Genomic DNA, 12,923 nt, shown 5'->3' with positions numbered 1-12,923 from the left:
GCATATCTTCACCGGAAAAGGCAAAGATATGCTGACCACACTCTATAATGTGTGCCTTAGTTTGTTAATTGTTCAACATCCTGTAAAAGATTGACGGACTGCTGAAGCTGCTTGATCAACCCCTGCTGATCCTCAAGCATAGCGGCAACGTCTATTTTGTCCGCTTTCAATTGCTGTAAAAACGTTTGAATTTCCTCTGACAGCACTTTATTTTTTTCAATGATTTGCGCATGCAGGTCTTCTGCTATTTTTGGTGCTGTGATTTCATTAAATTCTTGAATGTCTGCCTTCAATGTTTCTAGCTGCTGGGTTAATTCTGCTTTTTTGGCGGCGTTTTTCACAGCTTCTTCTGCGAGCTGTGGAAAGCTCTCCGTAAATTGCTGAATGTCCGTCACATACTCATTTGCCTCTGTAACATATGTCGTTGTATCGCTTACTTGGTCAAGCAAACCGGAGCATCCACTTAATACAAGCGTTCCAGAAAATAACAAAGAGATCACATATTTTTTCAAGATCGATCATCCTTTCATCTGTGGTATTGAAAGCATCATTTGTCCCGATCCCCTATCACACAGATGCAATAAGACCTTAAAAAAAGCCAGACCTTTGCCTCATGTGTGATAGGCAAAGGTCTGGCTAACATGTTCATGCCGGAATGGCCGAGAAGCAATCGCTGCTTCTGTAATGACGACCAAACCGTAAAAGCTACTCCCCTTTAGGAAACCGTTCAAATGTTATGTTTATCATATCGAATGTCAGGACAACAGTCAATGAGAAGCCGGCGGCTGATCATGCTCTTCATACAGCATATAGTCCGCTCCAGTGGACGCATAAATCCGGTTCCGTCCTTGGCGTTTTGACATATATAAGGCCTGGTCCGCTTCAAATAGAAGAGTTTCTAATACATTGGAATCATAAGCTGTATGAGCAATTCCAAAGCTCGCTGTCACTTGCACTTTTTCCTCATCAGTCTCAAAGAAACTCGTCTCAAACGAATGTCTCATTCGCTCCGCGATATGACATGCCTCTTCAAATGAATGATGCGGCAAACAAATAGCAAACTCTTCTCCGCCATATCGTCCGAATAAATTGTCCATCTGTAAATGCTGCTGACAAATGGTGACAACATGACGCAGCGCCTCGTCTCCAATATGATGTCCGTGTGTGTCATTGATATGTTTAAAGAAATCAATATCAAATAGCATAACAGCCGTATCCTGCGCATCCTCTTCCAGGATCATCTGCGTGCGTTCAATAAAAGAAGAACGATTGAAGATATTCGTCAATCCATCAATATACGCACGACGCTCGAGCTCTTCCTGCAGCAAGCGCTGCTCTGTCACATCACTGATCACAATTTGCCTGCCCTCGATCTCTCCTCTTCTATTAAATAACGATGAAGCGGTCAGGTGATAATAGCTGGACTGATCCTCTTCCTTTTTCCACATTAAATCATATTGCGAATGATTCTCCGGAGAACGCAGCCACTGAATGAACGCGGTATCTTTAATGAACCCTGAGAAAATATCGTCAATTTTATAGCCAATCCCCTTTTTATTAGAAAGTGCTGGAATGATCGATGCAGCAGCGGGGTTGTAATCTATAAGTGTCCGGTATCGATCTAAAATGAGAACCCCCTCAGACATATGCTCAAACACGCGCTCCATTGCAATGGGAGAGAGCTTAAAGAGCTGGAACGACATAATCGCCCATAAGTAGAGCGCATTGGTTAAAAACATCACCACAGGGACTGGGTCAATATGAAGAGGCGTAACGCCTAATAAATAGATAAAAGATGTCATGATTGGTAGTAGCATTCCCACTAGCAGAATGAGGATCTGCTTTAAATATTCTTTTTTTGTGACACGTAAAAACCAAACCAGCATAAAAATAGCGAGCATCGAACAGCCAAATGTATAAACGCCTTGAATGATATACCAATAGCCAATCGTAAAGTCAGCCAATAAAAAACCGTCTACTGGATTCATCATGATGCTTCGATAAAAGAGTGAATGAAAAGAGTTGGTGAACACCATAATGGTGGTGAGAGTTGGAATCAATAAGATGAGAAGCACGCGGCGCTTTGTGAAATATTGATGGAACCCCGTAAATTGCAGCACAATCATTAGACTGAGCGGTGCGATAAACGGAAGACCTATGTATTGAAAACAAACCCAGAACATGATTTCTTCAGGGGTACGAGCCAATAATTCAAACGTGTGCCCAAAGATATAAATCGCAGTTGCTCCAGACATGTACATAAACAATTGACAGCCAATATACCGGTGGCGGTTCGCATAAGCAATGATTGATAATATCACGGACAGAATGCCAGAAACACTCATGATCACAATAAAATGTAAAACAATCGAATCCATGTAAACGCCCCAATTTCAGTTATTTAGAACTAGTCTAATCTTACTATATATGAGGAAGTCATAAATGGGAAGATGTGATTTTGAATTGGTTGGAGGTTTTTTTAAAGTAACGGGCGTTTTCTGTTCGTGAGGCCTTATATTTCCGCTACTTTTTGCTTAATTTGAGGGAGAAATATGTTGCGCTCGGAGAAATATCTGTACAATGTGGGAATCGGGGATCAATGAAGAGGAGGCTTGCAAGGTATTTGACTTTTTTGATTATGATGGCGGGGCTATTTATGCTGGTTCTTTTAGAGAAGCCATTTGAGAAAAGAAGATCCGGATTGATATTTTTGGTCAGTTATTTACTGCTGATTGCAGTTTATGTGATTCAAACAACGTTTGTGGAGATAATGCCGGATGGGCTTTTGATGATGATGGCGGTGATTGTGGTTTGTCCTTTATTTGTTCGGTTGGTGACGTCTTCTTTGAGGAAACATTCTTGAAAACTATAAAAAAATTGGATCTAGATTAATATTTTATAAATTAAAAAATAAAGTTAAATAAACGGCAAACGGCTAAAGGTCAAAGCCAAGTGTAACTGGTCAATAGAGTTAGATTCTATGGAATAACATTACAAAAAATAAGCAAGCATGGAGCTTGCTTATTTTCATCATCACTTTTTAGTAAATAACTTATCAATAATGTTAATAGCAATAAGACAAATAGGAAATGCAATGATAATGTACAGAAAATTTTTAGGTACAAACATATTGTAATAATAGAAAAATACACTGATAAACAGAATCATAACAGCATACTTCATGAAACTCTTCACAAAATTCCTCCTAATAAATATCCACCCAACCATTATTAGGGCGTTTATCCCTTTTATCCAATTGCTTAGCAATTTGAGTTCCAATATCCAAATAATTCAGAGCAATTGCGACAGCAACACCAATAGACACCGCTAATTTTTTAGCCCCCCACGCCTTTAATCTACTTGTCACAGTTTTAGTGAATATTCTTTTAGCTTCTGCTTTGCCTTTTTTAATAATAAATGATTGTATAACACCTACACCACCCCCCACAGCAAAACCAATCACAGCATTGAAAACTGCCCCTGCAAACCTAACACTTACACCGACCTTTATACCCGACGATTTCTTCTTCTTAGCAGCTTGAATTTCTTTAACCCCAAAGGAAGAAACAAATAGATCTTTAGCAAATGCAAAATCCCCATTATTTACTAGAGCTGAATCATTTATTTCTTCCACTAACTCTTCTTGTGCTGCTGACAAATCATTATATGTATCAGACTCTTTATCGAAGAAATTTGTTAATTCTTTTTTAAATATTTCCTTCTCACTAACATTTGAAAGCTCTGTTTGTTCTTCTACTATTTTATCAAAAAGCTTTCTTTCATCTTTCGTCATTTCATCAATTGACGGCATATTTCTAACCTCTTCTTCAAGGTCGAATTCATCCGATAAAACTTCCTTACTCAGTTGAACATCATTTGAATTAAGACCCTCTACCGTTTCGTCTACTAAAACTCCCTCTAAAACAGGCTGTTTCTCATTATCTGACTCTGCAAAACTAGTTAGAGTCGATAATGAACTAATCGTAAAAATAATTACTGTCAAAATTGAAACCCTCTTAAAAAATGCATTCATCGTCACCTTTACAAATACCTCCTACAAAAGTTAATTTTAAACATTTAAATTTCATTTTAACATAAACGTTATAAAAAAACAGGATAATATTCTCTAGATAAGTATATCATTAAAAAAAGAGGAACGATTATTCAATTCTTAATACCTATAAAATTATACTATCATATAAAAAAGACGCTAAAAAATAGCGTCTTTTTTATGCTTAAAAATTATTAATAACATCCTTTTGTGCTAACCAATCGTTTAGAACACTCTTGTTGCTAATAAGTTGCCAGTCCCGCACCAAGGGCTTTCAAACCCTTGATACGACTGCATTCTAAAAGTTTTGATGGAGACGGTGGGAGTCGAACCCACGTCCAGAGACATCGATTACTTAAGCGTCTACGAGCGTAGTCAACATATTTCGTGTTCGCTCATCCGCATGCCTGCTGACGGGCGCTTGGAGAGCTAGTCTGATGGATCTCTTCTTACGTCCTCAGACGGAAACGTAAGCGTAGCCTACTTCATTGGGCTCCTCACAGACACATAGGCGATGTCAGGAAGAGCTCGCTGCACTTATTAGGCAGCTAGTGCTAAGTTTTGGTTAAAACTTTTAGTTTTGCCAGTTACATTTAGTGCGTGTTAACGAGATCGCCTCTCGGCTCGCAGCTCAAGCTCGAACCGCCCCTGTCGAATCCGTAACGTCCCCTTGTAAAAGGGATATACGGGATGGAAACGTTCAGCTTAACTGCTTCCGTATATAACTATTATAACAATCTCATCGCTTGAAACAACTGGTGGTTTCTGTAAAAAAAGCGATGATTGTTTACTGTATAACATATTGTAGCATAATGCTTCCGCTCTCAGCAAGCCATCTGCATCAGGCTAGAATTGCTTTTGACGATCACGGAAGGCACGGTCGATTTCACGCTTTGCATCTTTTTTCTTCAGATCTTCACGTTTATCGTATTTCTTTTTCCCTTTACCGATTCCGATCAATACTTTGGCAAAGCCATTTTTTAAATATAGTTTAAGGGGAACAAGTGAGTAGCCCTCTTCCTTTGTCGCACCAATCAATTTGCTGATTTGCTTGCGATGAAGCAGCAGCTTTCTCGTTCTCAGCGGATCATGGTTATAACGGTTCCCCTGCTCGTATGGGCTCACGTGCATGTTGTGAAGAAACACTTCTCCTCGCTCAATTTTGGCAAAGGAATCTTTTAAATTCACTTTTCCTGCACGAATCGATTTGATCTCAGTTCCTTGTAACACAAGGCCAGCTTCATACGTTTCTTCTATAAAATAGTCATGATTTGCTTTTTTGTTTTGGGAAACAACCTTTCCCTCTCCCTTTGGCATTGGCGTACACCCTCCTTTTGACACAAACACGGTCCAAATCGTACGGATTATTTTATCAAACAATCCAGCTTTAGACAACGCTGACGCTATGTGGTCAAAAAGCAAATAGAGCGTGATGCCCTATTTGCTTTTTTAGCACATTACTTTTTCTTTTTACGCTTTTGTTTTGGTGCGTTATCAAATACGCGTTTTTTCTTTTTCTTCTTCTTACGGCCTGTGAACCAGTCACTTCCGCCTTTATCCTCTTTGGCTTTATCCCCAGAGGCATTTTGGCCTCCGCTCCCTTTTTTCGCTGGTGAATCTGTCCGTTTTTTGAACTTAAAATCTTTTGGCGATTTACGGCGGGTGCCTTTCATGCCAACGATTTCAAAATCAATGGAGTGCTCATCTTTATTAACACTAACCACTTTGACAGTGATTTCGTCACCGATGCGATATACATTTCCTGTGCGTTCACCGATCATGGCAAAGTGCTGTTCATCAAAGCGATAGTAGTCGTCTGTCATGTAGCTGACATGGACAAGACCTTCAATTGTATTCGGCAGTTCAACAAATAGTCCGAAGTTTGTCACGGAACTTATCATGCCATCAAACTCTTCACCGATTTTATCAAGCATAAATTCTGCCTTCTTGAGGTCATCTGTTTCACGCTCTGCATCGACTGAACGGCGCTCCATTGTAGACGCATGATCTGCGATTTCAGGCAGCAGCTGGCCCCACTTTTCTAGGGTTGCTTCGTCTGTCTTTTTCTGAATCAAATACGTGCGAATCAATCTATGCACGATTAAATCCGGATAACGGCGGATCGGTGATGTAAAGTGCGTATAGAATTCCGTTGATAACCCAAAATGGCCGATGCTTTCTGGATCATACTTCGCCTGTTTCATAGAACGGAGCATCACGGTTTGTATCACAACTTCTTCTGGTTGATCCCTCACAGCATCAAGTACACTTTGAAGTGCACGCGGGTGGATGTTTGTCGACGTTCCTTTCACAATGTAACCAAACGTTGTCACGAACTCTAAAAAGCGCTGAAGCTTCTCAGGATTTGGTTCTTCGTGAATTCGGTAAATGAACGGAACATTCAACCAGTGGAAATGCTCTGCAACCGTTTCGTTTGCAACAAGCATGAATTCTTCAATTAATTTCTCTGCGACAGAACGCTCACGAACGACAACGTCTTTCGCCGCTCCTTCATCATCTACAAGCACTTTTGCTTCCTTGAAGTCAAAGTCTACTGCCCCGCGCTCCATCCGTTTGTCGCGAAGAATCTCTGCAAGCTTCTCCATCTCTTGGAACATTGGCACAAGCGGCTCATATTTGTCTAAAAGCTCTTCGTCTTGGTCGACTAAAATCTTATTCACATCAGAATAGGTCATTCTTTCCGTCGTTTTGATCACACTTTGGAAAATCTCGTGTTTGACGACCTTCCCATTTCGATCGATGACCATTTCACAAGACAGTGTGAGACGATCGACCTTCGGATTCAATGAGCAAATACCGTTTGACAGGCGGTGCGGGATCATCGGAATGACGCGGTCTACGAGATACACACTCGTTCCACGCTCATAAGCTTCCTGATCAATCGGGGAGTTCTCTGTGACATAATGAGAGACATCTGCGATATGCACCCCTAGCTTATATTTGCCATCATCCAGCTTTTGCACCGTAACGGCATCATCTAAGTCCTTCGCATCTGCTCCGTCAATTGTTACAATCGTTTCGTTGCGCAGATCACGTCTGCCTTCCAGGTCTTTTTCATCAATCGTTTCAGGTGTGTCTACTGCCTGCTGAAGCGCTTCTTCTGGGAACTCACCTGGCAGGCCGTGTTTATGAATGATCGATAGAATATCAATGCCAGGATCATTTTTATGACCGAGGATTTCAGTCACTTCGCCCTCTGCACTCATTCTTCCTTCTGGGTAGCTTGTCAGCGTCACGACCACTTTATGACCTTCGACTGCTCCATTTTTAGCGGATTTCGGGATGAAGATATCGGTTGTGATTTTTTTATCATCAGGAATGACAAAGCCATAGCTTTTCGTTTCTGTGTAGGTACCGACAACCGTTTGAGTATTACGCTCCAGAATTCGGATGACGGTTCCTTCTTTTTTTGTGCCGTTTGATTTGTGGCTGACACGAACCATGACCGTATCGCCATTCATCGCTGTGCCTAGCTCATTAGGCGGAATAAAAATATCATCCTGTCCAAACTCTTCTGGTGTCACAAATGCAAATCCTTTTGCATGAGCAGACAGCTTTCCTTTTACCAAATTCATTTTTTCTGGTACACCGTAACGATCGCTGCGCGTGCGAACGATGAGTCCTTGATCTTCCAGCATCACAAGTGCTTTGACGAGCTCTTTATAATCATCAGGATTGGTAATCTCCATCATCACTTCCAGCTCTTGAACGGTTAACGGTTTATAAGCTTCATCTTTCATAAAAGCGAGTAATTCATTCATAAATTCTTCTTTTTGCACACTCTAACCCCCTATATATTTAAATTGACCAATCAAGTGATTCTAAGAATGCATATACATCCTGATGAACCTTCTCACGCTCTTTATCAAGCGTGATCACATGGCCTGATTCTTCATACCATTTCAAATGCTTTTCATCTGTCTCTACTTCGTTATAAATGATATTTGCACTGTCTGTATTAATCATATGATCGTGACGTGCCTGAACAACAAAAGTAGGTGAATAAATCATGTCGACATTGTTTCTGACATCTGCAATCAGTTCTTGCAGGCTCCTCAGTGTATCCATTGGCGTTTTCTTGAACTCTTCCATTTCCTGTTCAATCTGCTCCTCTGACTTACCCTCGAATTTCTTATAGTTACGGGCATATTCTAGTACACCCTGGTACATGACTTCTTCACTTTTTATGTACATAGGTGCACACATAGGTACAATTCCCTTTACAGGTACAGTGTAACCTAATTTCAATGAAAAAACTCCTCCGAGGGATAGTCCGCAAGCCGCAATTTCCTCATAGCCTTCATCTTTTAAGAATTGATAGCCTTCTTCTACATCCTTCCACCAGTCATCCGGACCAGAATGGACAAGCTCTTCTGGCGGCACACCGTGTCCTTTATATTGAGGTGCATGACACGTATACCCTCTTTCGTTCAAATAACGGCCTAGCATTCGAACATCGGCTGTATTCCCAGTAAAACCGTGAAGAAGAAGCACCGCCTTTTCTCCACCTTTAAACGTAAATGGTTTTGGTGTAACAACTTTCATGATGTGACTTCCTTTCCTTCCGATATGGTTTATATTTTCCACTTGTATGTATGAAACAAACACAAAAGAGTGCTGATAATAAAAAAAGGTCTGAAAAAAGATCAGACCTTCTGTTACTCGCGCCTTACACGCCTAAATATGCCAATGCAAGTGTTAAGATAAAGAAAAGCACTGACAAAATAACCGTTAATCGGTGAAGTATCAAGTCAAGGCCTCTCGCTTTTTGCTTACCGAAAAGCTGCTCGGCTCCACCTGAAATAGCGCCTGACAGTCCAGCACTTTTACTTGATTGTAACAATACAACGATGATAAGTGCGATACTGACAATTACGAGTAATGTGATAATAAATGCGTGCATGAAAACACCTCCAGACAAACTGGTACACATAACTTTATTTTACATGAAAACAAGGTGCATGTCACGAAACATCAAAATAAAGATTCCCTCTATATTGTCGACTTTATTCGTTATTTTGATTCAATTTCATTCCAAAGAGTAGTATGCAGCATTTTTTATAGGCAATTTTAGGTTAAAAATACGTTTTTAACGGGTTGCTTCTTCTTTCAATAGCTGTTTTAATTCTACTAACAAACGTTCAGCTCCTTCAGGACTCAGCATCACTTTCCCATTTCCATAGCTTTTGTTGTACTTCGTCACTTGTCCAGTTAACAGGCAGCTCTTATCCGCATCATATTTTTTAAGCATAATGGTTTGATCTTCAATGAAAATTTCTAACAGCTGCTCTTCTTTAATATTGAGTACCTTGCGCATTTCTGAAGGCAGAACAATTCTGCCTAGTGAATCAATGTGTCTGACCATCCCAGTTCTTTTCAATGACATTGCCTCCTTGATATTTTCATTCATTGACTTTTGTCAACATTTTCATAGTAAAATAGATCTTCAAATTTTTTATCAAAGTAATGAATCATTTTGCCAATGACAAGCTGGCCTGGTTTCCGATGACCATTTAATACCCTGCTGAGTGTGGCAGGAGAAATGCCAATTTCATCAGCGAGCTGATTTAAAGACATATCGTTTTCGATCATATACTGCATGACAAAAGCCCGCCTGATCTGAATCTTTTCGACCATCATTACAACCTCCTATGGAATCAATATGTACAACGTGCAGGTGCTTACATGAAACAGATCTATTAACTTAAGTCAACACTTTTGCCCCTCTGCTATTTCCTTTGGTCAATGATCATACTAAAATAAGTCATATACTGAAATGTGAGGTTCGATGTCATGAATCACTTTGGTGAACAATTACGCATTTTAAGAGAAAATAGAAAAATGTCTGTCAATCAACTCGCCATGTATTCAGGTGTAAGCGCTGCTGGTATTTCTCGTATTGAAAATGGAAAGCGTGGTGTGCCGAAGCCTTTAACCATAAAAAAATTAGCACACGCCTTGAAGGTGCCTTATGAGGATTTAATGCTGCTTGCCGGTCATATTGAACAGGAACAAGTTCATGAAATGAAACCAAAATATGAATCCATGTTGAAAATCTATCAAACGGCGCTTCAAAAGGATGTAGAACATCTTCCCATTTTTGACGGGGACCTATGGGAAAGGCTCTCCGCACAAGACATCAGCCAGCTGAATGAATACTTTCTCACGCTCATCAACCAAAAAAATGCGAACAAATAGCGGGGCATAACCCTAAGATACATTCACTATTAACTAATGTCAATATTTTCATGGTATACTTGTTGCCAATAGTCAACAAATCGAGTAAAATAGACATATCTAATCTATAACCATGTGAGGTTTTGCCTTGATGAACTTTGGTGCATATTTAAGAGCATTACGTGAGGAAAAGAAGCTGTCAGTGAACCAATTAGCGATGTATTCAGAGGTCAGTGCTGCTGGTATTTCTCGTATTGAAAATGGGAAACGCGGCATTCCGAAGCCTCCTACGATTAAAAAACTAGCCGGTGCATTAAAGGTGCCTTATGAGGAAATGATGCAGGCTGCGCGCTATATTGAGGAAGCTTCTTCTGTCCATCAGTTGAAGGAAGAGGAAATGGCATTATCCAAAATAAAGGAAGCCGCAGCGCAATATGAACTTGGTGATCTCGAAATATTTGATGGAGACATTTGGTCAACTCTTTCGAAAAAAGAAATAGAGGATCTTAACCGCTATCTGTTATTTATGTTAAACAGCCGTTCGTCATCATAAATTGTTTTGAGCATTGACAAGCTTTTGAGCTGATTTATGACAGATTTACGGTATAATGGGTTCAGATTGGAGTGAAGAAAGATGAATCAATCTGACATGTGCCCGCGGTTTGAAAAAGCAGTTGAGTTATTGAGTAAACGCTGGGTTGCACTGATTGTTTTTCAGCTTCTCTCAGGTCCGCAGCGCTTTAGTGAAATTGAGGCTGCTTTGACAAATTTAAGCGGAAGAGTATTATCTGAGAGATTAAAAGAGCTGGAATCAGCAGGTATTGTAAAACGGGAGGTTTTTGCTGAAACGCCCGTGCGCATAGAGTATTCTTTAACTGATATGGGGCGTTCCCTTGCACCCGTTTTTGAGGAAATTTCGAAGTGGTCCTCTGAATGGATCACGCTTGAATCATAAAATACCCGCATGTGAACCGCCTGATCATCATAAAACAACCTCCCTTACAGATGTAAGGGAGGTTTTGTCTTTTCAACCGCTTAAGCAGATGTAATGTTTTTTTCAACTAATGCTTTTCTTTCTTTTTTCTTGTTAGTTGGGCTTAAATAGCGTTCGAGCCAGCCCATGACTAGGTCAGCGATAATGGCCATGAGCGCAGTTGGAATAGCACCTGCTAAAATGATGGCTGTTCCGTTTGTGGCGTTTGATCCTCTGATGATGATATCACCAAGACCTCCCGCACCCACAAATGTCCCAATCGCTGTAATGCCAATGGCGATGACAAGGGCAGTTCTTAAACCAGCCATAATGACCGATAAAGCAAGCGGTAATTCAACCATTCTCAGCACTTGCCATTTCGTCATGCCCATCGCTTTACCCGATTCTAAATAAGCATGTTCAATGCTGACAATCCCTGTATACGTGTTGCGGATGATCGGCAGAAGCGAATACAGAAAGAGTGATAGGATGACTGTATTTGCGCCAAGTCCTAATACAAGCATCAGCACGGAAAGCATCGCTAACGCTGGTATGGTTTGTATAACATTGGTAATGGCGAAGATCCAATTGCTCAGCTTACGGTAATGCGCCACAAAGATGCCTGCTGGAATTCCGACTATCGCCGCAAACAGCACCCCATACGCTGACATGAGAAAATGCCGATAAAATTCTTCTAACACATATGAACCGTTCTGCTGATAATACGTCCATAATTGCTGCAGTGTGTCCATCAGCCATGACACCTCCCCATCTTACTCAAAGTAATTGTGCTTTTTTAGGAAATTTTTCGCAACGGTGGCTGGTTCTTGAAGCTCCCCGTCGACTTGATAGTTAAGCTCTTGCATTTGCTCTGTATTGATTTTTCCGATCAGCCTTTTGATCACCTTATCAAGCCCTGGGTTCTCTTTTAAGACTTTTTCCGGGACAACTGGCGATGCATCATATGGCGGGAAAAACCGCTTATCATCTTTTAAGATTTTGAGGTCATAGGCTTTGATTCGTCCATCTGTTGAATAGGCAAGCACAATATCCATTTTTTCATTTTTTAATGCATCGTAGACTAAACCAATCTGCATTGGATACGTGCTTCCAAATTCAATTCCGTATGTTTTCACGAACCCTTCATAACCGTCGCCTTTCTTTTTGAGCCAAATATTATCGACACCAAACCGGTAATTCTTCGCATTCTTTTTCAAGTCTGAGACCGTTTCTAACTTGTTTTCCTTCGCCATCTTTTGCGTCACGGCAAAAGCATACGTATTATCAAAGCCATAGGAATCAAACCATTTGTAATCATAGCGTTTCTTAAATTCTTTTTGGACGATCTCCAACGCACGCTCAGGGTCTTTTTCCGCATCCATTCCAAGCGTACTCGTCAAATCTGTCCCTGTATATCTTGTCGCAGAAATGTCGATATCTCCGTTTTCCATTGCTTTCTGCTGTACGGTATTGGAGCCTAGGTTTTTCACAATGGTTGTCTTTTTATCTGTGTAATGTTCGATGATATCGCTAACCATGTAGGCCATAATTTCTGATTCGGTAAAGTTTTGTGCTCCAATTCGCAGCGTATTGCCTGAGGAGCCGGCTAGTCCAGGAAGTGAACAGCCGCTTATCAATAGCAAGCATCCGGCAAGCAGTGCACTGATCCATTTTGTTTTTCGATTCTTCACATAAGCCAAC

At 40.6% G+C, this 12,923-nt stretch carries 15 protein-coding genes and 1 other RNA gene; 4 read left to right on the top strand and 12 right to left on the bottom strand.

Translation table 11 applies throughout. The features are described 5' to 3' along the window. Positions 1 to 56: 56 nt before the first annotated feature. Together C6W21_RS13320 and C6W21_RS13315 are read right to left on the bottom strand one after the other, a co-directional pair. Positions 57 to 512: a DUF6376 family protein gene (locus C6W21_RS13320; protein ID WP_106056448.1), complete on the bottom strand. Its 456-nt coding sequence runs from the start codon at positions 510 to 512 to the stop codon at positions 57 to 59. Positions 513 to 767: 255 nt separating this feature from the next. Beyond that, positions 768 to 2,378 carry a histidine kinase N-terminal 7TM domain-containing diguanylate cyclase gene (locus C6W21_RS13315; protein ID WP_106056446.1) on the bottom strand — a complete coding sequence of 537 codons (1,611 nt, stop codon included), beginning with the start codon at positions 2,376 to 2,378 and terminating at the stop codon, positions 768 to 770. A gap of 245 nt (positions 2,379 to 2,623) precedes the next feature. Between C6W21_RS13315 and C6W21_RS13310 the strand changes: the two genes are divergently transcribed. Further along, positions 2,624 to 2,863, top strand: coding sequence for a hypothetical protein (locus C6W21_RS13310; protein ID WP_106050744.1), 240 nt, complete (start codon positions 2,624 to 2,626; stop codon positions 2,861 to 2,863). Positions 2,864 to 3,205: 342 nt separating this feature from the next. Here the strand turns inward: C6W21_RS13310 and C6W21_RS13305 are convergent, their stop codons facing one another. The 8 genes from C6W21_RS13305 to C6W21_RS13270 all read right to left on the bottom strand — a co-directional run bounded on the left by C6W21_RS13305 (position 3,206) and on the right by C6W21_RS13270 (position 9,712). Next, on the bottom strand, positions 3,206 to 4,039 hold the full coding sequence (locus C6W21_RS13305) for a hypothetical protein (protein ID WP_106050743.1): 834 nt from the start codon (positions 4,037 to 4,039) through the stop codon (positions 3,206 to 3,208). Positions 4,040 to 4,359: 320 nt separating this feature from the next. Beyond that, positions 4,360 to 4,721, bottom strand: a transfer-messenger RNA (tmRNA) gene (ssrA, locus tag C6W21_RS13300). 176 nt (positions 4,722 to 4,897) lie between these two features. Next, the gene (smpB, locus tag C6W21_RS13295) at positions 4,898 to 5,368 is read right to left on the bottom strand and encodes an SsrA-binding protein SmpB (protein ID WP_003213153.1); all 471 of its coding nucleotides are present in this window, start codon (positions 5,366 to 5,368) and stop codon (positions 4,898 to 4,900) included. Between the two features lie 140 nt (positions 5,369 to 5,508). Beyond that, positions 5,509 to 7,851: a ribonuclease R gene (gene rnr / locus C6W21_RS13290; RefSeq protein WP_106050742.1), complete on the bottom strand. Its 2,343-nt coding sequence runs from the start codon at positions 7,849 to 7,851 to the stop codon at positions 5,509 to 5,511. A 19-nt stretch (positions 7,852 to 7,870) separates the two neighbouring features. Beyond that, on the bottom strand, positions 7,871 to 8,617 hold the full coding sequence (locus tag C6W21_RS13285) for an alpha/beta hydrolase (RefSeq protein WP_106050741.1): 747 nt from the start codon (positions 8,615 to 8,617) through the stop codon (positions 7,871 to 7,873). A 124-nt stretch (positions 8,618 to 8,741) separates the two neighbouring features. After that, entirely contained in the window at positions 8,742 to 8,975 is a 234-nt protein-coding gene (gene secG / locus C6W21_RS13280; protein WP_106050740.1) for a preprotein translocase subunit SecG, read from the bottom strand. Between the two features lie 186 nt (positions 8,976 to 9,161). After that, the gene (locus C6W21_RS13275) at positions 9,162 to 9,452 is read right to left on the bottom strand and encodes an AbrB/MazE/SpoVT family DNA-binding domain-containing protein (protein ID WP_003213714.1); all 291 of its coding nucleotides are present in this window, start codon (positions 9,450 to 9,452) and stop codon (positions 9,162 to 9,164) included. Between the two features lie 26 nt (positions 9,453 to 9,478). Further along, positions 9,479 to 9,712: a helix-turn-helix domain-containing protein gene (locus C6W21_RS13270; RefSeq protein ID WP_024719830.1), complete on the bottom strand. Its 234-nt coding sequence runs from the start codon at positions 9,710 to 9,712 to the stop codon at positions 9,479 to 9,481. Positions 9,713 to 9,865: 153 nt separating this feature from the next. Here C6W21_RS13270 and C6W21_RS13265 point away from each other — a divergent pair, with 153 nt between their 5' ends. The 3 genes from C6W21_RS13265 to catR all read left to right on the top strand — a co-directional run bounded on the left by C6W21_RS13265 (position 9,866) and on the right by catR (position 11,204). Further along, positions 9,866 to 10,270, top strand: coding sequence for a helix-turn-helix domain-containing protein (locus C6W21_RS13265; protein WP_106050739.1), 405 nt, complete (start codon positions 9,866 to 9,868; stop codon positions 10,268 to 10,270). Between the two features lie 130 nt (positions 10,271 to 10,400). After that, positions 10,401 to 10,802 carry a helix-turn-helix domain-containing protein gene (locus C6W21_RS13260; RefSeq protein ID WP_106056444.1) on the top strand — a complete coding sequence of 134 codons (402 nt, stop codon included), beginning with the start codon at positions 10,401 to 10,403 and terminating at the stop codon, positions 10,800 to 10,802. Between the two features lie 81 nt (positions 10,803 to 10,883). Continuing rightward, a complete protein-coding gene (gene catR, locus C6W21_RS13255; protein WP_106050738.1) occupies positions 10,884 to 11,204 on the top strand; it encodes a catDE operon transcriptional regulator CatR in 321 nt (106 codons plus the stop codon). An 80-nt stretch (positions 11,205 to 11,284) separates the two neighbouring features. Here the strand turns inward: catR and C6W21_RS13250 are convergent, their stop codons facing one another. Both C6W21_RS13250 and C6W21_RS13245 read right to left on the bottom strand, forming a co-directional pair. Beyond that, positions 11,285 to 11,974 (bottom strand): ABC transporter permease, encoded by a 690-nt coding sequence (locus C6W21_RS13250; protein WP_106056442.1) that lies wholly within the window; start codon positions 11,972 to 11,974, stop codon positions 11,285 to 11,287. 21 nt (positions 11,975 to 11,995) lie between these two features. Continuing rightward, positions 11,996 to 12,913, bottom strand: a complete 918-nt coding sequence (locus C6W21_RS13245) for an osmoprotectant ABC transporter substrate-binding protein (RefSeq protein WP_106056440.1) — start codon at positions 12,911 to 12,913, stop codon at positions 11,996 to 11,998. Positions 12,914 to 12,923 lie beyond the last annotated feature (10 nt).

This window comes from Bacillus sp. NMCN1 (assembly GCF_002998085.1).
GTDB lineage: Bacteria > Bacillota > Bacilli > Bacillales > Bacillaceae > Bacillus.
Note: the sequence above shows the minus strand (reverse complement) of the source record. Positions and strands in the feature narration are given on the sequence as shown.